At 64.0% G+C, this 22,161-nt stretch carries 21 protein-coding genes; 13 read left to right on the plus strand and 8 right to left on the minus strand.

What is annotated here, in order from left to right:
* Window positions 1–6: 6 nt before the first annotated feature.
* The 3 genes from AC0L3X_RS15925 to AC0L3X_RS15935 all read left to right on the plus strand — a co-directional run bounded on the left by AC0L3X_RS15925 (window position 7) and on the right by AC0L3X_RS15935 (window position 3,565).
* Window positions 7–1,470 (plus strand): GH1 family beta-glucosidase, encoded by a 1,464-nt coding sequence (locus AC0L3X_RS15925; protein WP_166343174.1) that lies wholly within the window; start codon window positions 7–9, stop codon window positions 1,468–1,470.
* A gap of 278 nt (window positions 1,471–1,748) precedes the next feature.
* A complete protein-coding gene (locus AC0L3X_RS15930; RefSeq protein WP_473316501.1) occupies window positions 1,749–2,981 on the plus strand; it encodes an acetyl-CoA C-acetyltransferase in 1,233 nt (410 codons plus the stop codon).
* A gap of 281 nt (window positions 2,982–3,262) precedes the next feature.
* Window positions 3,263–3,565: an HU family DNA-binding protein gene (locus AC0L3X_RS15935; RefSeq protein ID WP_014493658.1), complete on the plus strand. Its 303-nt coding sequence runs from the start codon at window positions 3,263–3,265 to the stop codon at window positions 3,563–3,565.
* A 72-nt stretch (window positions 3,566–3,637) separates the two neighbouring features.
* Here AC0L3X_RS15935 and AC0L3X_RS15940 read toward each other — a convergent pair whose 3' ends face one another.
* The 4 genes from AC0L3X_RS15940 to AC0L3X_RS15955 form a co-directional block, all read right to left on the minus strand.
* On the minus strand, window positions 3,638–3,793 hold the full coding sequence (locus AC0L3X_RS15940; protein WP_354114014.1) for a hypothetical protein: 156 nt from the start codon (window positions 3,791–3,793) through the stop codon (window positions 3,638–3,640).
* Between the two features lie 5 nt (window positions 3,794–3,798).
* Window positions 3,799–6,192 carry an endopeptidase La gene (gene lon / locus AC0L3X_RS15945; RefSeq protein ID WP_473316502.1) on the minus strand — a complete coding sequence of 798 codons (2,394 nt, stop codon included), beginning with the start codon at window positions 6,190–6,192 and terminating at the stop codon, window positions 3,799–3,801.
* A gap of 8 nt (window positions 6,193–6,200) precedes the next feature.
* A complete protein-coding gene (locus AC0L3X_RS15950) occupies window positions 6,201–6,584 on the minus strand; it encodes an Hsp20/alpha crystallin family protein (protein ID WP_014493661.1) in 384 nt (127 codons plus the stop codon).
* A 187-nt stretch (window positions 6,585–6,771) separates the two neighbouring features.
* The gene (locus AC0L3X_RS15955; protein WP_473316503.1) at window positions 6,772–7,341 is read right to left on the minus strand and encodes a YciE/YciF ferroxidase family protein; all 570 of its coding nucleotides are present in this window, start codon (window positions 7,339–7,341) and stop codon (window positions 6,772–6,774) included.
* Window positions 7,342–7,486: 145 nt separating this feature from the next.
* On the opposite strand from AC0L3X_RS15955, the gene AC0L3X_RS15960 reads away from it, so the two are divergent.
* The 3 genes from AC0L3X_RS15960 (at window position 7,487) to AC0L3X_RS15970 (ending at window position 10,738) form a co-directional block, all read left to right on the plus strand.
* Window positions 7,487–8,113: a MarC family protein gene (locus AC0L3X_RS15960; RefSeq protein ID WP_473316504.1), complete on the plus strand. Its 627-nt coding sequence runs from the start codon at window positions 7,487–7,489 to the stop codon at window positions 8,111–8,113.
* Window positions 8,114–8,283: 170 nt separating this feature from the next.
* Complete coding sequence (locus tag AC0L3X_RS15965; protein ID WP_193560895.1) at window positions 8,284–8,937, plus strand: L-fuculose-phosphate aldolase; 654 nt, start codon at window positions 8,284–8,286, stop codon at window positions 8,935–8,937.
* 13 nt (window positions 8,938–8,950) lie between these two features.
* Window positions 8,951–10,738, plus strand: a complete 1,788-nt coding sequence (locus tag AC0L3X_RS15970) for a chloride channel protein (RefSeq protein WP_063982012.1) — start codon at window positions 8,951–8,953, stop codon at window positions 10,736–10,738.
* 66 nt (window positions 10,739–10,804) lie between these two features.
* Here the strand turns inward: AC0L3X_RS15970 and AC0L3X_RS15975 are convergent, their stop codons facing one another.
* Complete coding sequence (locus tag AC0L3X_RS15975; RefSeq protein ID WP_014493668.1) at window positions 10,805–11,062, minus strand: DUF2798 domain-containing protein; 258 nt, start codon at window positions 11,060–11,062, stop codon at window positions 10,805–10,807.
* A gap of 289 nt (window positions 11,063–11,351) precedes the next feature.
* On the opposite strand from AC0L3X_RS15975, the gene AC0L3X_RS15980 reads away from it, so the two are divergent.
* The 3 genes from AC0L3X_RS15980 to AC0L3X_RS15990 all read left to right on the plus strand — a co-directional run bounded on the left by AC0L3X_RS15980 (window position 11,352) and on the right by AC0L3X_RS15990 (window position 14,882).
* Window positions 11,352–11,747, plus strand: coding sequence for a hypothetical protein (locus AC0L3X_RS15980; RefSeq protein ID WP_135215161.1), 396 nt, complete (start codon window positions 11,352–11,354; stop codon window positions 11,745–11,747).
* 272 nt (window positions 11,748–12,019) lie between these two features.
* Window positions 12,020–13,711: an AI-2E family transporter gene (locus AC0L3X_RS15985; RefSeq protein WP_473316505.1), complete on the plus strand. Its 1,692-nt coding sequence runs from the start codon at window positions 12,020–12,022 to the stop codon at window positions 13,709–13,711.
* 670 nt (window positions 13,712–14,381) lie between these two features.
* Window positions 14,382–14,882 carry a hypothetical protein gene (locus AC0L3X_RS15990; RefSeq protein WP_473316506.1) on the plus strand — a complete coding sequence of 167 codons (501 nt, stop codon included), beginning with the start codon at window positions 14,382–14,384 and terminating at the stop codon, window positions 14,880–14,882.
* Window positions 14,883–15,414: 532 nt separating this feature from the next.
* On the opposite strand, the gene AC0L3X_RS15995 is transcribed toward AC0L3X_RS15990, so the two are convergent.
* Window positions 15,415–15,630, minus strand: coding sequence for a hypothetical protein (locus tag AC0L3X_RS15995; RefSeq protein WP_473316507.1), 216 nt, complete (start codon window positions 15,628–15,630; stop codon window positions 15,415–15,417).
* 253 nt (window positions 15,631–15,883) lie between these two features.
* Here AC0L3X_RS15995 and AC0L3X_RS16000 point away from each other — a divergent pair, with 253 nt between their 5' ends.
* The 4 genes from AC0L3X_RS16000 to uraD all read left to right on the plus strand — a co-directional run bounded on the left by AC0L3X_RS16000 (window position 15,884) and on the right by uraD (window position 18,497).
* A complete protein-coding gene (locus AC0L3X_RS16000) occupies window positions 15,884–16,165 on the plus strand; it encodes a hypothetical protein (RefSeq protein ID WP_473316508.1) in 282 nt (93 codons plus the stop codon).
* Between the two features lie 89 nt (window positions 16,166–16,254).
* A complete protein-coding gene (locus tag AC0L3X_RS16005; RefSeq protein WP_014493672.1) occupies window positions 16,255–16,668 on the plus strand; it encodes a DUF3830 family protein in 414 nt (137 codons plus the stop codon).
* Entirely contained in the window at window positions 16,669–17,604 is a 936-nt protein-coding gene (puuE, locus tag AC0L3X_RS16010; RefSeq protein ID WP_473316509.1) for an allantoinase PuuE, read from the plus strand. It abuts the gene before it with no gap.
* Window positions 17,605–17,609: 5 nt separating this feature from the next.
* Window positions 17,610–18,497: a 2-oxo-4-hydroxy-4-carboxy-5-ureidoimidazoline decarboxylase gene (uraD, locus tag AC0L3X_RS16015; protein WP_473316510.1), complete on the plus strand. Its 888-nt coding sequence runs from the start codon at window positions 17,610–17,612 to the stop codon at window positions 18,495–18,497.
* Here the strand turns inward: uraD and AC0L3X_RS16020 are convergent.
* Both AC0L3X_RS16020 and AC0L3X_RS16025 read right to left on the minus strand, forming a co-directional pair.
* Window positions 18,494–21,220, minus strand: coding sequence for a molybdopterin-dependent oxidoreductase (locus AC0L3X_RS16020; protein ID WP_473316511.1), 2,727 nt, complete (start codon window positions 21,218–21,220; stop codon window positions 18,494–18,496). The two genes, uraD and AC0L3X_RS16020, sit on opposite strands and share 4 nt — an antisense overlap.
* Window positions 21,217–22,044, minus strand: coding sequence for an FAD binding domain-containing protein (locus tag AC0L3X_RS16025; RefSeq protein ID WP_473316512.1), 828 nt, complete (start codon window positions 22,042–22,044; stop codon window positions 21,217–21,219). Before AC0L3X_RS16025 ends, AC0L3X_RS16020 begins: the two co-directional genes overlap by 4 nt.
* Between the last annotated feature and the right edge of the window lie 117 nt (window positions 22,045–22,161).

The raw sequence follows: 22,161 nt of genomic DNA on the forward strand, positions 1-22,161 counted from the left end.
GTATCAATGTCGGACAAGGTTTCGCGTCGCCAGTTTGCCAAGCTAGCGGGATTGTCCGCAGCCGGAATCGCAAATCCGCTGGAGGCCGCCGAGGTTAAGCCGGCACCGGCGCCGCGAGGCATGGACGGCTTTCCGGCGGGCTTTGTCTGGGGCACGGCGACCTCGTCCTATCAGGTCGAGGGTGCGGTCGACGTCGACGGGCGGGGGGCTTCGATCTGGGACAAGTTCGTGCGCATCCCCGGCAAGATCGAGGACGGCACCACCGGCGATCGCGCCGTCGAGCATTATCAGCGCTACAAGGAGGACATCGCGCTCATCAAGGAGCTCGGCTGCAAGGCCTACCGCTTCTCGGTGGCATGGCCGCGGGTGTTTCCGGACGGCGACGGCAAGCCGAACCCGAAGGGGCTCGACTTCTACAATCGTCTCGTCGACGAGCTCCTCAAGAACGGCATAGAGCCGTGGCTGACGCTTTATCACTGGGACCTGCCGCAATCGCTCCAGGATCGCTTCGGCGGCTGGCGCTCGACCGAGACGTGCAAGATCTTTGGCGACTATGCGGGCTATGTCGCCGAGCGCCTGACCGATCGCGTCAAGAACGTGTTCACGCTGAACGAGAGCGGACGTTTCGTCCAGTTCGGCTATGGCCTCGGCATCGACGCGCCCGGCGTGACGCTGCCGCAAGCGGAGGTCAACCAGGTCAGGCATAACAGCGCGCTCGCGCACGGGCTCGCGGTGCAGGCGGTGCGGGCGCACGGCCGCCCCGGCACCAGGGTCGGGCCGGCCGAGAATATCGACGTCTGCGTTCCCGCAATCGACACGCCCGAGCATGTCCGTGCGGCCGAGATCGCGCTACGCGAGATGAATGCCGGTTATCTCAACGTCATCATGACCGGCCGGTATACCGACGCCTTCCTGAAATACGCGGGCGCCGATGCGCCGAAATACACCGACGCCGAGCTGAAGATCATCTCCTCGCCGGTCGACTTCCTCGGCCTCAACATCTACGCGCCGCAGAACTATGTGGTGCCTTCCGACCAGGGCGCGGGCTTCATGCCGCTGCCGATCCCGAAATCGTTCCCGCACATGAACTCGAACTGGCTCCGCGTCGCGCCGGAGACGATCTACTGGGTGCCGAAGCTGGCCGCAAAGATCTGGAAGACGGATGCGATCTACATCAGCGAGAACGGCACCTCCGGCGACGACGTGGTGACGCCCGACGGCAAGATCTACGATACCGACCGCATCATGTACCTGCGCAACTATCTCGCGCAGCTCCAGCGCGCCACCGCCGAGGGCGTGCCGGTGCGCGGCTACTTCCTCTGGAGCCTGCTGGACAACTTTGAATGGGTGTTCGGGCTCAACAAGCGTTTCGGGCTCTATCACGTCAATTTCGACACGCAGGTGCGCACGCCAAAGCTCAGCGCGACCTTCTACCGCAACGTGATCGCGAAGAACGCGGCGGGGGCATAGCTTTCTCTCCCTCTCCCGGATTTTCCGCCGCGCGTAAAATCCGACCTCTTCCCGCAGGCGGGGCGAGGTGACGCAAGATCGCGCGGCCACGGCCGTTTAGCCTGACAGGCCAATCGCTTCACCGGTATCACCGCGCCCCATGCGGAACCCGCGCTTCTACTGTGCATGGGGTTGTTTTTCAGTTTTTTGCAAGGAGGCCGCGCGGCACCGCACGTTGACTCCACTCTTCCCCTTATTCAGAAACGACATCAACACCCATAAACAAGAGGACAACGCCAATGGCTGACGCGCTGATCATCGATGCCTGCCGGACCCCGCGGGGCGTCGGCAAGGCCGGCAAGGGAGCACTCTCGGGCATTCATCCGCAGCAGCTCGGCGCGACCGTGCTGCGCGCGCTCGCCGACCGCACCGGCATCGACACCGCCGACGTCGACGACATCGTCTGGGGCTGCAGCGCGCAGGTCGCGACCCAAAGCGGCGACCTCGGCCGCATGTCGGCGCTCGATGCCGGCTACGACGTGCGCGCCAGCGCGGTGACGCTCGACCGCTTCTGCGGAAGCGGCATCACCAGCGCCGCCATGGCGGCGGCCTCGATCATGTCGGGCACCGAAGACCTCGTCATCGCCGGCGGCTGCGAGATGATGTCGATGGAAGGACGCCGCGGCGGCGGTCCGATGATGATGGACAGCGGCAATCTGCGCCTGCGCGCGCGGCATCCGCAGTCGCATCAGGGCGTCTGCGCCGACGCGATCGCGACGCTGGAAGGCATCACGCGAAGCGACGTCGACGCGCTCGGTCTCGAAAGCCAGAAGCGCGCAGCGCAGGCGATTGCCGGCGGTCACTTCAAGAAGAGCCTCGTGCCCGTGCATCGCGAGGACGGCAGCCTCGCGCTCGATCATGAAGAGTATCCGCGGCCGCAGACCACGATGGAAGGGCTGAGCGCATTGAAGCCAGCATTCCCCGCGATCGCCGACTATGCGCTCGACGACAAGGGCACGACCTATCGCGGGCTGATCCTGCAGAAATATCCGGACCTGAACATCGACTTCATGCATCACGCCGGCAATTCCTCCGGCGTCGTCGACGGTGCCGCCGCGATATTGCTCGCATCGCCCGCTTATGCCAGGGCGCGCGGCCTGAAGCCGCGCGCTCGCGTCGTCGCGATGGCCAACATGGGGGACTCGCCGACCCTGATGCTGAACGCGCCGGTGCCGGCGACGCGCAAGGTGCTGGCGAAGGCGGGGCTCTCCATCGACGACATCGACCTGTTCGAGATCAACGAGGCCTTTGCGGTGGTGGCGGAAAAGTACATCCGCGACCTCAAGCTCGACCGCACCAAGGTCAACGTCAATGGCGGCTCGATCGCACTCGGCCATCCCATCGGCGCCACCGGCTCGATCCTGATCGGCACCGTGCTCGACGAGCTCGAACGGCGCGACCTGAAGCGCGGTCTCGTCACCATGTGCGCCGCCGGCGGCATGGCTCCCGCGGTCATCATCGAGCGCGTCTAGCCTTATTTTTCAGGGTGAATCGCGACCGGCCTCTCACAAAGAGGCCGGTCGTCGCTTGTCGAAAGCAGCGAATCAGCTTTAGCAAGGCGGCGTGCGGGCCTTTGAAACAAGGCAAAAACCGCTGCCGGAGGCTCCTTCCGCTCTGGAAGCCGCTGAAAAGCAGGGTTTTTTGCCTCAGAGGGCCAAAAAAGCCCGTAAAATCGCGACAAAACTGTGCAGAAGGCTCTGGGCCTTCAACGGTTGGTCTAATATGCAACCGGCAACGAATCAGAGGAGACACGATGCCAACCCAAATGTCCAAATCGCAGCTGATCGAAAAGATTGCGACCGCCACCGAGCTTTCCAAGCGCGACGTCAAGAGCGTCATGGAGACGCTGACCGACGTCGGTCACAAGGAGCTCAAGAAGAACGGCCTGTTCCTGGTGCCGGGCTTCGCCAAGTTCGTGGTCATCAAGAAGCCCGCGACCAAGGCGCGCAAGGGTACCAACCCGTTCACGGGTGAAGAGATGATGTTCAAGGCCAAGCCGGCCCGGAAGATCGTCCGCGCCCGCCCGGTCAAGGCCGCCAAGGACGCGGTGGGCTAACAACGCAAAGGCCCCCTCAGCTAGGAGGGGGCCTTTTGTTTGGGGCTGCCGCGAGGGCTTGAGACGGAGGGCTCAACCCTTGCGGCGCTTCACCCGGACCGGAACGGGCTGAAGCCGCGGCCCTGGTGCCGCCAGCGCATCGCGAACCCGGTCGATCGCACGATCGAGCAGCTGACGCAGCCGCTGCGTCCTCCGTGATCGCCTCGCTTTTTCCAGCAGTTTCTTCATCGTCTTCACTCCGCCGCTTCGACCTTGGCATCAGCCGGCTCGAGCGCTGCGGCGATGGCCTCGTCGACGCGCTCCAGCCAGATGAATTCGAGGTTGTCCCGCGCGCTCTTCGGGATGTCGTCGTAGTCCCGCTTGTTGCGCGCCGGCAGCATCACCCGCTTCAGTCCGGCGGCGGCCGCAGCCACCACCTTCTCCTTGATGCCGCCGACCGGCAGGACCAGACCGCGCAGCGAGATCTCGCCGGTCATCGCAGTGTCGCTGCGCACCGTGCGATTGGTGAGCAGGGACGTCAACGCCGTGAACATCGCAACGCCCGCGCTCGGTCCGTCCTTCGGGGTTGCGCCCGCCGGCACGTGAACGTGGATGTCGCTCTTCTCGAACACCGACGGATCGATGCCGAGCTGCGTGGCCTTGCTCTTCACCAGCGTCATCGCAGCCTGCACGCTCTCGCGCATGACGTCGCCGAGCTGGCCGGTCAGGATCATGCCGCCCCGGCCGGGCACGCGCGAAGCCTCGATGAACAGGATGTCACCGCCGACCGGCGTCCAGGCAAGGCCGGTGGCCACGCCCGGAATGCTGGTGCGCTGCGCAATCTCGCCCTCGAAGCGCGGCTGGCCGAGCACGATAGCGATGTCCTTCGGGCTCACCACGACCTTGGCAGCGGTGCCCTCGGCGACCTGCACCGCGGCATGGCGGAACAGCTTGCCGATCTCGCGCTCGAGGTTACGCACACCGGCCTCGCGGGTGTAGCCCTTGACCACCAGCTTCAGCGCCTCCGGTTCGATCTCGGCCTGCTCGGCCGTCAGGCCGTTGGCCTCGAGCTGACGCCGCACCAGGTAGCGGCGCGCGATCTCCAGCTTCTCCTCCTCGGTGTAGCCGGCGAGGCTGATCAGCTCCATGCGATCCAGCAGCGGACCTGGAATCTGGTCCAGCATGTTGGCGGTCGCGATGAACACCACGCGTGACAGGTCGAACGGCACGGCCAGGTAGTTGTCCCGGAACGTCCCGTTCTGCTCGGGGTCGAGCACCTCCAGCATGGCGGCCGAGGGATCGCCCTGCACGCCACGGCCCATCTTGTCGATCTCGTCCAGCATCATGACGCAGTTCCGCGTGCCGGCTTTCTTGATGCCCTGGATGATGTTGCCGGGCAGTGCGCCGATATAGGTGCGCCGGTGACCGCGGATCTCGGCCTCGTCATGCACGCCGCCGAGGCTGACGCGCACGAAGGGGCGATCCATTGCGCGTGCGATGGACTGGCCGAGCGAGGTCTTGCCGACACCGGGCGGGCCGACGAAGCACAGGATCGGCGCCTTGCCATGCGGAGCGAGCTTGCGCACCGCCAGATATTCGATGATCCGGCCCTTGATCTTCTCCAGGCCGAAATGGTCGGCATCCAGGATGCGGCGTGCTTCCTTGATGTCGATCGGCTTCTCCGCGGGCAGCGCCCACGGCAGCTCGATCAGCCAGTCGAGATAGGTGCGGACCATGCCGGACTCACCGGCAGCCTCCGGCATGCGCTCGTAGCGCCGCAGCTCCTTCTTGGCGTGCGCCTCCGCTTCCGGCGGCATGTTAGCCTTGGCGATGGCAGCCGTCAGCTCGGCGACCTCGGCCGCCTTGCCGTCGCCTTCGCCGAGCTGGCGCTGGATGGTCGCCATCTGCTCGCGCAGGATCGCCTCGCGCTGCCGCTCGTCGAAGGAGGCCTTGGTCTTCTGGCCGATCTCGTTGGAGATGCGCAGCACCTCCAGCCGCTCGGCCAGATGCTTCGACACCTTCTCGACGCGCAAAGCGAGGTCGATGGTCTCCAGCACCTCCTGCTTGTCCTGCGGCTTGATGTCCATGAACGAGGTCGCCAGGTCCGCCAGCGCGCCGGGCGCGGTGGTGCTCTGGAACATCGCGACCAGCTCGGGCGGCGCCTGCGGCAGCAGCTCGACCGCCTCGATGGCCTGGCGCTGCAGATTCAGCGCGCGCGCCTCGATCTCGGGCGAGCTCGTGGTCGGCTCGGGGATCTGCTGGAAACGTGCGGCCAGGAACGGCGTCCCCGGCAGGAAGTCGAGGATGCGGGCGCGCTGCACGCCCTGGCAGACGATATGATGCGTGCCGTCGGGTGCGGTGATGTAGCGCACGATGTTGGCAATGGTCGCGACCCGGTAGAGATCATCAGGTCCGGGCTCCTCGATCTCGGGGCTGCGCTGCAGGACGATGCCGACCGGCCGCTGCTCGCGCAGCGCCTGCTGCGCGGCGGCGATGGACTTCGCCCGGCCGATCGCGATCGGCGCGATGGCGCCGGGAAACAGCACCATCTCGCGCACCGGGATGACGATCAGCGCGTCTTCGGGAATCTTCACGTCGGGATTATTCTGGGAATTGGTTTGTGCGGTATTCATCTGTTCGGTGGCCATGATCGACCTCAGGATTTGGCGAGGCGCAGCGCGACGCAGCCGTCCATCACGAAGCGGCTGATGGCGTAGCGGCCAACGGGAAGCGCGATGCGCCGCTCGAAGCGGCCCTGCGGCAGCTCGAGCCGGTGGATGCGGGCGTTGCGAAGCTCCGGCGGAAGCGTGCGCTGGCCGGAGATGACGAGCACGCCGTCGAGGATCACCGTCTCGACATTGTCAGGATTGACGCCGGGAAGCGCGACCAGGATCAAAAGCTCATGCTCGGTTTCGAGCACGTCGATAGGCGGCTCCCAGCAGGCTTCCTGGCGGCCGAACTGCTGGCGCAGCCGTTCGGCGCGGGTCAGCGAGTCCAGGGCTTCGGACAGCATCCAGTCGAGGGGATTTTTGGGTTGCATGGCAAAACTCGGGGAAGGCGCTGCGGTTGGAAAACGAGCATATGGGGACGGTTCCCCAAAATTCCAGCATCGCGCGTTTGGAGCATGCCTGGCCTCTCCAACCGGAAGAGGCCCTTGTCGTCGCACGCTTCGACGCCGCGGGGATATTCCGCGGCATCGAAGGCAACAGTAGGGCGCGTCGCGCCGATCAGGCCGCGGCGCGGTACTCCTCTTCCGCTTCGAGGTTGATGACCGACGTCGCGAGCTCGGTCAGCGAGTGATCGGTCGCCTCTTCCTCGTCCAGCGTCTCCTGGAGCAGCCTTGCCGCGTCCGGCATGCCGAGCTCCTCGGCCCAGGTGCGCAGCGTGCCGTAGCGGGAGATCTCGTAGTGCTCGACGGCCTGAGCGGCCGCGAGCAGGCCGGCGTCGAGGGCAGGGGCGTTCTTGAAATCCTTCATGATCTCGGCGCCCTCGTCGGTGATGCCGTTGATCGCTTCGCAGGGCTTGCCGCGGGCCGGCTTGCCCAGCATCTTGAAGATCTGGTCGAGCCGTTTGACCTGGCCCTGCGTCTCGCGCAGATGCTTGTTGAAGGCGGCGGCAAGGTTCTTGGAATGCGCGGCCTTGGCCATCTTCGGCAGCGTCTTGATGATCTTGTTCTCGGCGTAATAGATGTCCTTCAGCGTCTCCAGGAACAGGTCGCTCAACATCTTCGGTGCCTGACGCGGACGGCGCGTCGCGGTCTTTTTCGCGTTCGCACGTTTCTTCGCTCGTTTAGCCATAAATCCTCCTCTTGAGGCGACACGGGAAGGGCGATGCCTTCCTCAATCCTCGCGCGACCAAGACTCTGCGAGGGCAAATGTTCCTCGCGAAGGCCTCCTCCAGCGGTTATGGATTGCGGCTGCACCTCGCGCGAGACCCACCCGCATGCTCGACTTCGCCCTGTCCGCCTTCGTGACGCTGCTGCTGGTGGTCGATCCCGTCGGCCTTGCGCCGGCCTTCCTGGCCGCGACCGGAGGCATGCCCGACAAGGTCAAGCGCACGATCGCGCTGCGCGCGCCGCTGATCGCGGCCTTGATCCTGGTGGTGATCTCGCTGGCCGGAAACTGGCTGTTGCGCCAACTCGGGATCGGCATCCCCGCCTTCCAGATCGCCGGCGGGCTGCTGCTGTTCGGCGTCTCCTACCAGATGATCTTCGGCGACCGTCCGCATCGCGAGGCGCGCGAGGCCGACAAGGCGACCTCGGAGCATGCCTCCGACGTCGCGGTGTTTCCCTTGGCCATCCCGATGATGGCCGGTCCCGGCGCGATCGCGACCACTCTGCTGCTGACGGGCAATGCCGGCTATGGGGCCAAGCTCGCGATCATCATCGCGGTCGTCGTCTCCGTCTGCCTGCTCTGCATGCTGTGCTTCGTCTCCGCGAGCCTGATCGCGCGCACCCTCGGGCGGACCGGAAATGCCGTGCTCTCACGCGTGCTCGGCATGCTGCTCGCGGCCTATTCGGTGCAGTTCGTGATCAACGGAATTGCGGCCGTCCGGGCGAGCTTTTCGTAAACCTGCGACAATCTGCTAATATACTGATTTTACAGCTGGTTTCTTGATGTAACGGTACAGCCGGCAAGGCAGCGGCCAATCCCGGCCGCTTTCTCTTGCGCTGCCACATTGCTTTGACGTACTCCCGGTCTAACAAACGCCCATCGCCAAAAAGTCGAGATGAAATCGGGATGTCGATGACAGCGGACGAGCTCGCAAAGCGACAGGCCATAATCGACGCGTGCCGCCGCATGAACGCGCTCGGCATCAACCAGGGCACCTCGGGCAATATCAGCGTCCGGCATGTGGACGGGCTTCTGGTCACGCCGACCAGCGTGCCCTATGACGCCATGACGCCCGACCAGATCGTGTTCATGGCGATGGACGGCTCGCATGCCCCCAGTCAGAAGCCGTCCAGTGAATGGCGCTTCCACCGCGACATCCTGAAATCGCGGCCCGACGTCAACGCCGTCGTCCACGCTCATCCCACCTATTGCACCATCCTGGCGATCATGGGCATGGAGATTCCGCCCGTGCACTACATGATCGCGGCCGCCGGCGGTGACAGTATCCGTTGCGCACCCTATGCCACCTTCGGAACGGCGGAGCTGTCCGAGCATGCGCTGCGGGCGCTGGAGGGCCGGCTCGCCTGCCTGCTCGACCATCACGGCATGATTGCGGTCGGCAAGACGCTGGACAAGGCGATGTGGCTCGCCGTCGAGGTCGAGACGCTGGCGCGGCAGTATCACGGCTGCCTCCAGATCGGAAAACCGCCGCTGCTGTCGAGTGCCGAGATCGAACGTGTCAGCCAGCGCATGGCCGGCTACGGCATGTCGGAAGGTTAGGGCGGGCAAAAAGGTGTTCGCGCGGATCAGACACATCGCCGATCGCAAGGGATCGAACCGCGTCATGGTTCGCCTGCGCGCGCTCTTGCGCAGCAACGAGTTCTACCTGATCCCGCTGGCGCTCGTGATCGGCACGTTTACCGGTGCCATCGTGACGCTGATGGCCGAGATCGCGCAGATTGCCCATATGATGATCTACGGCATTCCCGTCGACGTTCGCCTATCCGCGCACGCCCGGGTCAGCCCCTGGGCGGCCCTGATCGCGCCCGCGCTCGGCGGATTGGCGCTCGGTATCATGGAGTGGTGGCGGCGGCGGCTGAAGATCTCCAACGCGGTCGACCCGATCGAGGCGAACGCGCTACGCGGCGGCAATCTGTCGATGCGCGACAGCATGGTGGTGTCGAGCCAGACGCTGATCTCGAACGGCTGCGGCGCCTCGGTCGGCCTCGAGGCCGGCTACACCCAGATCGGCTCGGGTATCGCCTCACTGCTCGGCAAGTTCTTCAATCTGCGCCGCAACGATTTGCGCCTGATCGTCGGTTGCGGCGCCGCCGCTGCGATCGCAGCGGCGTTTGGCGCGCCGATCACCGGCGCGTTCTATGCCTGCGAGCTGATCGTCGGCGTCTATTCGGTCGGCAGCGCCGCGCCGATCCTGGCGGCCTCGCTTGCTGGCGCGCTGACCGCGCAATGGCTCGGCGGCGCGCCGTACTCTATCGAGATACCGAAGGTCAGCGCGGTCGGCGTCGAGCAATATCTGGCATTGATCGGGCTTGCGCTCATTACCAGCGGCGTCGGCATCGCCGTGATGCGGTCGTCTTCGATGTTCGAGCGCCTGTTTGTCTGGCTGCCGGTCTGGCTGCGCCCGGTGATCGGCGGCCTTATCGTCGGCAGCTTTGCCATCGTCACGCCGCAGGTGCTCGCGGCCGGCCACGGCGCCATGGTGCTCGATCTCTTTCACGACATGACGATCGGCCTGATCGCGCTGATCATCGCCCTGAAGGTGACGGCCTGCCTGATCTCGCTCGCCTCGGGCTTCCGCGGCGGACTGTTCTTCGCCTCGCTGTTCGTCGGCAGCCTGATCGGAAAATTCTTCGCTGCGGTTCTTTTGCTCATCAGCCCGGAATTCGTGATCGACCCGCTGGTCGCGATGCTGACGGGTATGGCGACGCTCGGCGTCGCCATCGTTGGCGGCCCCTTGACCATGTCGTTCCTCGTGCTGGAAATGACCCGCAATGTCGACGTTACCGCCGTGGTGCTGGCCGGCTGCATCGTCACCTCGATCTGCGTCCGCTTCATGTTCGGTCATTCCTTCTCGACATGGCGCCTGCATCTGCGCGGCGAGACCATCCGCAGCGCCAACGACGTCGGCTGGCTGCGCAACCTCACGGTCGAGCGGCTGATGCGCTCCGACGTCGGCAAGGTGCCATCAACCACGACGATCGCCGCCGTGCGCGGTGAATTCGCGCTGGGCTCGCGGCCCGGCATCGTCATCGTCAACAATGCGGACGAATATGTCGGCCTCGTCCTGCTGCCCGACCTGTTCTCCAGCGACCTCGACAGCATCGCCGACGACATCCAGGTGATCGAGCTCGCCCGCCTGACCGAGATCGTGCTGATCCCGGAAATGAATGTGAAGTCGGCGATGGCCGTGTTCGACGAAGCGGAAGCCGAGATGCTGGCGGTGGTCGATTCCACCGACAGCCGCAAGGTGGTCGGCTTCCTCACCGAGACGTTTGCCCGCCGCCGCTATGTCGAGGAGATCGACAAGGCAACGCGCGGCGTGCTCGGAGCGCTGTCGTAGGATCACTCCCGCAGGCGCAATCATGGAAGCGGGACGGCGTGCTTCGTGTGCCGCCGTCCGCGCCGGCTATCGGCCTGGTTGAGATGGGGAAGCGACGACGCACGCCACGATCCGTCGGACCAGTGGCAGCACCATCAGCAGCGTGGGAAAGGCGACGAGCCATGACAGCGCCCAGGCGCCCGGCCAGGTCGCGAGGAACGCCGGCGTCGCGCCGAGGCTCCGGAGCGTCGAAATGACCGACACCACGGCCGTCATGAGGATGGACAGCACAAATGGCATCACGATCGGCGCATAGCGCGCCGGCAGTTTGCGAACCGCAATCATCTGATTTCTCTTGAGGAAAAGGACGCGTCAGTCACGTTGAACCTGCGAAAATGCATCGATCCCGACGGCGTCGGTTGATGCGTTGGTTCACGTGAAACGCTTACGGCGACCGAAAAACGGCGCGGCTGTTCATTATCCGCTCAGGTTGAGTAGTTCAAGCTGCATCTGGTCGTTCGGTTTACAATCGTTCGAAGCGTGGCAGATTGCCGCGATCACGAAACTTTTCAATGGTTTGCACGTTGTGGATCGTTTCATATTTTGACTTTGAGCGAGAGCAAAGGACGGTGAGATGAGCGATAGGCCCGTAAATTCCAGGTTTGGCCGCAACACCGCATTGGCTGCGTTTGCGAGTCTGGCTCTGGCGACAGCTTCCGTCTCGCCCTCGTCTGCGGCAGCGGCCGGTTCGCCGACCGTCAGCGCGAACTCTGCGACGTCTAGCAGATCCGTTGCGACCGATTTCAGCGCCGCCCGCCGCCACCGCTACTATCGCCGGGGTCCAAATGCGGCAGGGCTTGCCTTCATGGGCGTGGCGGCAGGTCTGATCGGAGGTGCGATCGCAGAGAGCCGGCGCCAGGAGTACTACGAGAATCGCTATTATGACGGCCCGGGTCCTTACTATGGTGGTCAGGGATATTATGGCGGCGGTCCCTATTACGGTCCGCGTGGCTACTATCAGCCTTATTAGGCGCCTGTTCTCGCCGTAGCCCGGATTGCACGGAGCGTGTCATCGTGCGGCGGCTTCGCGCCGACCCGTTGGCTCCGTCCGGGCTACGCGTCTCTGTGTTGCCCGACGGCAAAATACCCGAGAGGGCGTCAACCCGCGCGCTATGAGACGAGCTAGCGACATTGAACGGCATGCTCGGGCTGTCGGAACAAGTTCGTTCGGTGTAGGATGGTGTCGCGAAGGAGAATTCACCCACGTATGGGATGAATGAGCCGCGCCATGGAAGACGCGCCATGGAAGAGAAATCTCCTCAAATGAGATTGGCACAGCCGCGGGGGACTGTGCTGACGAATATGGCCGTCGCAGCGTTGATAATTGCTGCGCTCTATTTCGGTCGTGAAATTTTTGTTCCCTTCGCGTTAGCAGTTCTCCTGAGTTTCGTTATGGCGCCCTTCGTGATGCGCTTACGTTCCTGGCGAATTCCGCGCACGATTTCTGTGCTGGTGGTCGTCTTCATCGGATTCTCGATCATATTTAGTCTAGGCGGTCTTATGGTTTCGCAGGCGACCCGGCTCGCCACCAAGCTGCCAGGCTATCAACAAACATTGAGTGACAAGATCGAAAGCCTGCGCGGCTTAATGGGCGGCGGCTCTGGAACATTGGAGCAGGCGTCGACAGTTCTGAAAGAATTGAAGACAGAGTTGCAGAATCGAGATGGGGCCGGTCGACCTACTGACGGCGAACTCACCAGACAGCCCTCAGACAAGCCGATACCCATACCCGTTGAGGTAAGGCAACCCGATCCTGGTGCTCTGTCGACGTTTGGCGCAATCATCCAGCCACTGATTTCACCTTTAACGACGACAGGGATCGTCGTGATCTTTGTTGTCTTTGTCCTGCTGCAACGGGAAGATCTGAGGAATCGGCTTGTCCGACTGGCCGGATCCGCGGATATTCAACGCACGACTGCGGCCCTGGACGACGCCGGTAAGCGTCTGAGCAAGCTCTTTCTTACCCAGATCGCGTTCAATGGCGTGTTCGGTCTTGCAATAGGCTTAGGTCTTGAATTCATCGGTGTCCCCTCGGCTCCGCTATGGGGTCTGATCGCGATGATTATGCGATTTGTACCGTATATCGGTGCATTGATATCTGCGGTATTCCCTCTCATTCTCGCGGCGGCGGTGGGCACGGGCTGGCAGATGCTGATACTTACGGCGGCATTGTTCGTCGTGCTTGAGTTGCTCGCAGGACAGGTCCTCGAACCCTTGATTTTTGGGCATAGCTCGGGTCTTTCCCCGATTGCAATTATCCTGTCAGCGTCATTCTGGACGTGGCTTTGGGGGCCGGTCGGACTGGTGTTGGCCACGCCATTAACAATTTGTCTCGTCGTCCTTGGGCGGCATGTCGATCGCCTCAAATTTCTTGACGTTATGCTTGGCGACCGACCACCGCTGACGCCGCCGCAACTGGCTTATCAACGAATGCTGGCGGGAGATCCCATTGAAGCGGTGGAACAGGCACATGAATACCTGAATGACTCGTCGCTTGAGAATTATTATGACGACATCCTCTTGAAAGGCCTGAGACTCGCGGAGGCCGACCGTCAATTGGGTCACCTCGATCAGGACCGATTAAATCGGGTAGTCTCAACGGTGGAAGAATTGGTCGCTGAGCTGGGGGCACACCATGACGTGGAAGCAACAGGACCCAGTTCCCCGGATCTAAGCTCAAGCCCCGGAGCTGCCATTACATTCGAGCGAGCAGGCTCCGAGCATGCTTTGATTCCGGAGCCGCCGACCTCGTCTATTTCGGTCGTTTGCATCCCTGGTGCCGGGCGACTCGATGAGGCGACGGCGCTTGTGCTGGCGCAGCTTCTGCGGTACCGCGGGATTCAGGCAATGCGGAAAAGGCTGATGCTTCATCAATGTCGAAATTGCTTTCGCTCGAATTGGCGAACACCGCGCTTGTATGTGTCTGCTATCTGAGTCAGCCGTCCACCGCCAAGATTCAGCACGTCGTTCGAGGGCTCAGTAAAAGGATTGGCGCAACCCGTATCCTGTTCGCTTTGCTGGGAACGGGAGCCGCAGAAACGGTGGGAAACGCTTCCAACGCGTTGGTAGCAAGCGGGTCGTTCGGTGCAGCCTTGGAAGCAGTCGTTCACGTGACCTCCGCGCAACCTGATGCGTCGGATCAGGCGAAGGCAGCTGCTCCGGCGTAAAAACGAATCTTTTGCTCCTCTGGATTGCCGGGCGTCGCTGAGCGACCATCCGCATCGGTCACCGGGTCCTGCGGAGAGCAAAAGGATGGGCGGGGACCGCGCGACGGTGACACTTGCGAATATTTGCCATCGCGCACCGCACATTTGGCCGGACCCAAAAGCTTCAGCAGGGACAATAGCGATCATTGCGACACGCGCGTGGAATGTCCACTCACGCCTCACAAGCAAAACATTCAGTTTGCACGGCCGCCATGACCCTTTGACCTAGGTCAATACTCTCAACGTGGGTTTACCTTGGAAGTAGCAACTATCGGAGCGACTGCACTCTTCGCCTGTATCTTGTGCGTAACGCCGATATCGCTCTTATGTCGCGCAAGCGAAACGTGTCGTGGTCTGTGGCAAGCAGCCTGAGCTAATCACGCAAGGAGGAGCTGTACATGGGTATCCTTGACGAGTTAATGGGCGGTGGGCAACGCCAGAAAGAGTATCGGGATTTCGTTGATCGATACGAACAAGGAAATCCGTCGGAGGGTTATTCCGATCAAGAGGTTCTCAAACGGTATGGTAATGTGTCACACGCCGTGCCGTCTGACCAGTACGCGCAGGCAGCGATAGAAGCGTTGGGCAAGCTTTCGCCGGAAGAACGGGCGGCGTTCGTGAAGATGCTGCAGGAGCGAGCCGCCGCGCGCGGCGTGGCGCTACCGGGACAAGTGGCCCCCGAACCGAAGGAACTGGGCGAGGTGCTCACCGATCTGCATGGGAGGCCCGGTCAGCTCCGGGATATCCTCGCCAGTGGCGATGCCCAGCCTCACGAGCAAGCCCAACCGTCGAACCCGATCATCGACATACTTGCGTCCCCGCAGGCAAAGGCCGTGCTCGCGGGGATCGCGGCCATGGTGGTCAAGCGTGTCATGCAGGGTTCATCCCGAACCGCGTAGCGCATGCGAGGCCCGCAGCCAAAGTCCGGTTGGGGTCATTCGGTTGACCTACCGGCAAGTCCGGGCAAGGTTCGCTATGCCGCCAAAAAAGCGGAAGCGAGTTATCCTGTCGCGACGCAACAGGAATGAACACGATGACCGAGAGCGACGGCCCGCCCATCGCCAAAGGGTCTGCGACTGTCAGCGCGTCGGCCATTGGTGCGTCTGCAGCACTCGCTGTCATCGCCCGGCTTGACCGGGCGATCTAGCATTCCAGAGACGGCTGTGATTGAGCCGAGAGGCCGCGGCGTACTGGATTCCCCGCCTGCGCGGGGAATGACAATGGCACTTGGAGGACGCCGCCGCTGCCTCATACTCCGTCTCGTGCCCCGGACGCAGCGCAGCGCTCTTGCGGTGTGCTGCAGAGCCGCAGCCCATGTCTCCGCATTCTACCGTGTCGCTTTCTCGGTCCCGGCTCTGCGCAGCAACGCTTGCGCGTTGCAGCGCGTCCGGGACACGAGAGACGTCGCAGCAACCGCGTTCTACGCCCGTATCACCGTCCCGCCGGTGCCGACAGCGCGCCGTTGGCGTAGCGCTGCCAGTCGGGTGTGGTCGGCTGCGACGGCCAGAACGCGTTGGAGTCGCGGACCGACTGGGTGATCGGGGCGGGGTGTGCCTTGCTTCTGTGGTGGCGGTCGCTCGCGGCGGCGGTCTGGATGGTGGCGGCGGCAATCAGGGGGGCGCCGAGAATGGCAAAGGTCTTTCGCATGGTTGTTTCTCCCGTGACGGCGATTCAGGCTGCGAGAAAAATGTCGCCTGTGTTCGCGGTCGTGGCTGACATGGCGATGTGTCCTGCCGAATATCAGCCGGGCCGGTTTCACGATCCGACGCGCGGCCATCACGTTGGGGCGATCAAATTTTCTAGCGCCGGTCAAATATTCGGCAATCGCGCCCGCGGCGCCGGTGGACTTGCCCCGGGCAATCCGGTTCAATGAGGCGAATTGACTCCTCAGGCGACAACGATGTCGAAATATCTGCTGGTCCTTCTCCTGATCGCCTCGCCGGCGGCCGCGCAGGTTAAGCTCACGCCAAAGACCTCGGCAGCGCATCCAGATCCCTGCGCCCCGATCGGGCGGACCGCAGACGGCAAGCTGGTCTACTCCATGAGATGCGAGAATCTGCCGGCGCCACCTCCGCCACAGGCGGAACTGAAGGAGGCGCCCCCTTCGGCCGCGCCCGCCGCCGAGCCCGAGCCGGAGGTGCGGCGGAGCGGTATTTTCGGCTGGTCCTACGACCGCAGATGACGGGCCGCGCCACTTGCGCGAAGCCCGATGGAATGCTCTTTGCTTGAAAATTCCCCGTGGGCCTTTGGCCCCCGATCCAGAGAGATGAGATGAGCAAACTCGTTATCCGCGCCGGCGACTTCACCTTCGATGCCCGCTTCGAGGAGCAACTGGCACCCAAGACCGTCGCTGCGTTCCGCAAGGCGCTGCCGTTCGAAAGCCACATCATCCATGTGCGCTGGAGCGGCGAGGGCGTCTGGATGCCGCTCGGCGATCTCGATTTCGGCGTCGGCTACGAGAACCACACCAGCTATCCCGCGCCGGGTCAGATCATCCTCTATCCCGGCGGCATCAGCGAGACCGAGATCCTGCTCGCTTATGGCGGCGTACACTTCGCCAGCAAAATGGGCCAGCTCGCCGGCAACCATTTCATCACGCTGACCTCGGGCCTCGAGAATCTTGCGACCCTCGGCAAGAGCGTGCTCTGGAAGGGTGCCCTGCCGATCCGCTTCGAGGAAGTCTGAGTGACGGATACTCGCTACCCGCGCGATCTCCGCGGTTACGGCCGCAACCCGCCGCATCCGCAATGGCCTGACAACGCGCGGGTCGCGGTGCAGTTCGTCGTCAATTTCGAGGAAGGCGGCGAGAACAACATCTTGCACGGCGATCGCGCCTCCGAAGCGTTTCTGTCCGACGTCCTCGGCGCGCAGCCCTGGCCGGGCCAGCGCCACGCCAATATCGAGTCGATGTTCGAATATGGCTCGCGCGCCGGCTTCTGGCGGCTGTGGCGGATGTTCAACGAGCGGAAGTGGCCGACCACCGTGTTCGGCGTTGCCACCGCGCTGAAGCGGAATCCCGAGATCGTTGCGGCGATGAAGGAGTCGGGCTGGGACATCGCGAGCCACAGCCTAAAATGGATCGAGCATAAGGACATGACCGAGGCGCAAGAGCGCGCCGAGATCGCAGAGTCCATTCGCGTCCATACCGAGGCGACGGGCTCGCGGCCGCTCGGCTGGTACACCGGGCGCTCCTCGATCAACACCAACCGCCTCCTGATGGAGGAGGGCGGCTTCCTCTATCTCTGCGACTCCTATGCCGACGATCTGCCCTACTGGGTCAGGGGCGCGAGCGGCAAGCAGCTCATCATTCCCTATACGCTTGACGCCAACGACATGCGCTTCATCAACCCGCAGGGGTTTGCCGAAGGCGAGCAGTTCTTCACCTATCTGAAGGACGCCTTCGACGTGCTCTATGCCGAGGGCGAGACCGCGCCGAAGATGATGTCGGTGGGGCTGCACTGCCGTCTTGCCGGCCGGCCCGGCCGTGCCGCAGGACTGATCCGCTTCCTCGACTATATCGGCAAGCACGATCGCGTCTGGGTGCCGACGCGGCTCCAGATCGCGCAGCACTGGCACGACAAGCATGCGCATCTTGCCGCCGACGCATTCGAGATCGGGTGAGGACGATGGCGCAAATCTCGCTCGCCGATCTCAATGCTGCTGATCAGGCCGGCTTTGTCGCGGTCCTTGCCAACGTCGTCGAATATTCACCGTGGATTGCGGAGAAACTTGCCGGGCAGCGGCCGTTCGCCGGTATCAACCAGTTGCACTCAGCGCTGATGGCGGCGATCCAGGCTGCCGAGCCCGACGTGCAGCTCGCGCTGATCCGGGCGCATCCCGATCTCGCCAACAAGACCCAGCGTGCAGCGGGGCTCACCGCAGAATCGACCGACGAGCAGAACAGCGCCGGCCTCGACCGTCTCTCAGATGCAGAATACGCCGCGTTCGAGCGCGTCAACTATGCCTACCGCGATAAGTTCGGCTTCCCCTATATCGTTTGCGTGCGCCGTCACACCAGGGATTCCGTGCTGCGCGACTTCGAGACGCGGTTGCGCAATATCGCCAAGACAGAGACGCGGCGTGCGATCGAGGAGATCGGCCGCATCTCCGCGTTGCGGCTCGATCAGCTCGTCGTGGCTGACGACAAGCTGAAAGTGCATGGCCGGCTTTCCACGCATGTGCTCGACAATCACGTCGGAAAGCCTGCAGCCGGCATCCCGGTGGAGCTCGTCGAGCTCGCGAGCCTCGGTGAGAGCCGCATCATCGCGCGCGCCGTGACCAACGCGGATGGCCGCACCGACCAGCCGCTGATCGGCGGCCGTCCGCTGCCGATCGGCCGCTACGAGCTCAAATTCAGCGTCGCCAAATATTACGCCGAGCGCAACGTGCCGCTGTCAGACCCGCCGTTCCTCGACGAGATCCCGCTGCGCTTTGCGATCAGCGAGCCGGAAAGCCACTACCACGTGCCGCTGCTGGTCACGCCGTGGAGCTACTCGACCTATCGTGGCAGTTAATTCCCAAACTTCTCGTGCAGCGCCGGAAACAGCCGGTCCGGCTTGAACGGCGGCGCGGTGAAGCGGATGCCGGTGGCATCCGCGATCGCATTGCCGAGCGCGGCGGTGACCGGATTGTACGGGCTCTCGCTCATCGATTTGGCGCCCAGCGGCCCGATCGTGTCGGACGTCTCGGCAAAGAAGACCTCCGTGCGCGGAACGTCTGCGAAGGAGGGCAGGTGGTAGTCGCGGAATTTCGGGTTGGTGACGCGGCCGGTAGCGTCGATCACCATCTCCTCGTAGAGCGCCGCCCCGATCGCCTGCGCGACGCCGCCCTCGACCTGGCCGCGGCACTGCATGGGATTGGCGACGACGCCGGCGTCCGCCGCCTGCACGCTCCGGAGAATCTTGATCTCGCCGGTGCCCTTGTTCACGGCAACGCGAAAGCCCTGGACGTTGAAGCCGACTGAGCGCGGCGTCCCCTCGGAATTGCCGGTGCCTGCGAACGGCTGCCCGCGTTCGCGCGCAAGCTTCGCCAGCTCGGCAAAGGACATGCGCCGCACGCCGCTGACGACCGCTTCGTCGTCGAGCGTGCAGCTCGCGGCGTCGCACAGCCAGGCGCTGGCGGCCACAGCGATCAGTTCGGTCGCGAGCTGCATCGCGGCCGCATGCGTTGCCTTGCCCGCAACGAAGGTGCCCGCACTGCCATAGGCGCCGGTGTCGTGGCCACCATGGGCGGTGTCGGACTGGCGCAGGCGGATGCGGTCGACGGTGGTTGCGAGCGTCGTCGCCGCGATCTGCCGGTGCACGGTGCTGGTGCCGTTACCGAACTCGGCGGTGCCGACGGTGAGGTCGAAGCCGCCGTCATCATTGAGCGCGATCATCGCATCCGCGAGATGGCCGGCCGGCGGCACCGTGTCGATCATGGTCAGCGCGACGCCGTCGCCGATCAGCCACTCCGGCGTCAGGTCCGGCTGCGGGCCGTCCGCCTGCATGGCGCGTTCGACGAGGTCGAGGCATTGGTCGAGCCCGTAGGAGCCAAAGAGCACGTCGTGAAATTCGGACGGCGGCGGCGACAGCATGGGATCGCCTGGTTTGACGACGTTGCGCCGGCGCATGTCGTAGGGGCTGATGCCGAGCTGCCGTGCCAGCTCGTCAATCGCGGCTTCGATCGCGATCTGCGTTTGGGGCAGGCCGTAGCCGCGAAACGCGCCCGACGGCACCGTGTTGGTGTAGACGGCGAAGCCGTCGACCTTCTTGTTAGGACAGTTGTAGACCGCGATGGACTCGGACAGCGAGTGGAACATCACGGGGCCGGCATGATTGCCGTAGGCGCCGGTGTTGGAGAGCACCTCGAGCTGGAGCGCGGTGAGCCGGCCGTCAGCATCGGCGCCAGCCTTGATGTGAACCCGCATGGGATGCCGCGTCGAGGTCGCGATGAACTGCTCCTCGCGGGTCAGCTCCAGCTTGACCGGTCGTCCGGTCTTGAGCGTAGCCAGCGCCAGAATGTCCTCGACGAACATCTCCTGCTTGCCGCCAAAGCCGCCGCCGACGCGCTCGCAGAACACGCGGACCTTGTCCAAGGGGAGCCCAAAGATGTCCGACAGCGCGCGGCGGGTCAGGAACGGCACCTGCGTCGAGGTGCGGACATTGAGCACGCCTGAAGCGTCGAGCCAGGCGAGGCCGCCATGGGTCTCCAGCGCGGCGTGCTGCACGCGGTGACTGTGGAAGGTCGCCCCATAGGTGACGGCAGACGTCGCGAGTGCCGCCGCCACGTCGCCGTATTCGCCATGGGTCTCGGCTGCGAGGTTACGCTGGGGATCGGCGATGCGGTTCGCGGTGGTGCGGTCAGGATGAATGACAGGTGCACCCGGCGCCATCGCCTGCTCCGGATCGATCAGCGCAGGCAGGATTTCGTAATCGACCTTCAGCCGCCGGCACGCCTCCTCGGCGGCGGCCTCGCTCTCGGCGACGACGGCGGCGACCTTCTGGCCGATGAAGCGGACGACGTCATCGAGGATGCGGGTATCCTCCGGATCCATCCAGTCCTTCTCATGCCGCGCGGTCGAGATCAGAACCGACGGTGCATCCTCATGCGTCATGACCGCGTGCACGCCGGGCACGCGTAGCGCGTCCGACTTGTCGATCGCGACGATCTTCGCGTGGGCGTGCGGCGAGCGGAGCAGCTTGATATGCAGCAGGCCGTCGATCTGGGTGTCGAAGGTGTAGCGCGCCTTGCCGCGCACGACGTCGGGGCCTGCTGGGGCCGGAAGGCTGCGGCCGAAGGCAGCGCCGGCCTCGACGCTCTCCTCGACATTGGTCTTGCCGAGCAGCGCGTCCTCGATCGAGCGATAGCCGGTGCAGCGACAGATATTGCCCTTCAGCGCCGATCCGAGATCAGTGCGCTGCGCCTGGTTCAGCGAGGCGCAGGTCAGGATCATGCCGGCGGTGCAGAAGCCGCATTGAAAGCCTTGCGCCTCGAGGAAGGCCTGCTGCATCGGATGCGCGCCATGGTCGCCACCGAGCCCTTCGATCGTGGTGACGGCGCGCCCCTCGGCGCGGAACGCCGGGATCAGGCAGCTGTGCACCGGCTCGCCGTCGAGCAGCACGGTGCAGGCACCGCAATCGCCGGCATCGCAGCCCTTCTTCACGCCGAAATGGCCGAGCTCGCGCAAGAACGTGCGCAGGCACTGGCCGGCGCGCGGCTCTTGCGGGAACGTCTTGCCGTTGACCTCGAAGCTCATGACGGCATCGCCCCCAGGAGCTCGCCGCGAATCTCCTCGGCGAGCCGTAGCGTCATATGCTTGCGCCAGAGCGGCTTGCCGTGGATGTCGGTGTGGTACAGATCATCCGGGATCTGCTCTGCGATCGCGTCGCGAAGCGCGCCCGCGTCCGGAGCCTTGCGAAAGGACAGCTGGATCGGTCGCACCGTCGATGCGGTCACCGACAGCGTCAGCGTGCCATCGCTATCCAGGCTGCCGATCAGAAGCGCCGCAGAGCGGCCGACAGGGGCTAGCGAGATCTGGCGAAAGGCCGTGCGGCGCTTCAGCGCGGCAATCGGGATATCGATCTGCCGGATCAGGTCGCCCGGCGTCAGGCGGTTGCGCTGGTTGCCAATGACGAAGTCGACGACGGGTATCTTCTCTTCACCGCCGCCGGCCTTCCAGATGGTGCAGACGCCGTCCAGCGCTGATGTGAGCGAGATCATCGGTCCCGCCGGCAGCGACATGCAGAGATTGCCGCCGACGGTCGCGGTCTTCCAGATCTTGAATGAAGCAAGGAAAGCCCGGCAGCACTGGCCGACCAGCGGTGCTGCGAGCCAGTCGGGCGGGCAGGCGAAACCGTCGAGCTGCGTGATGGTGCAGGTGGCGGAGATGGTGAGATGGGTGTCGGTGATCGTGAGCGCCGGCCATTTCAGGTCAGTGAGATCGATCAGTCGCTTCAGGTGGACCTGGGGCTCCGAGAACAGCCAGGTGCCGCCCGCGAGCCAAGCATCACCTTCCGTCCAGGCGGGCAGCTGCGCGCGCGTTTGCGGATGGGCCACCGTCGTGATGGTATTCAAATCCATGGCTGCGCCAAAGCTTCCGCCCGATGAATCGTACAGATGAGTCTTGCAAGACCGGAGCCAAGTCGCAACAAGCAAGTCGTAGCATGAAGGTGATCGGGCCGGCGGCCGCCTTGCCGG

Source organism: Bradyrhizobium sp. MI1.7, from assembly GCF_055811795.1.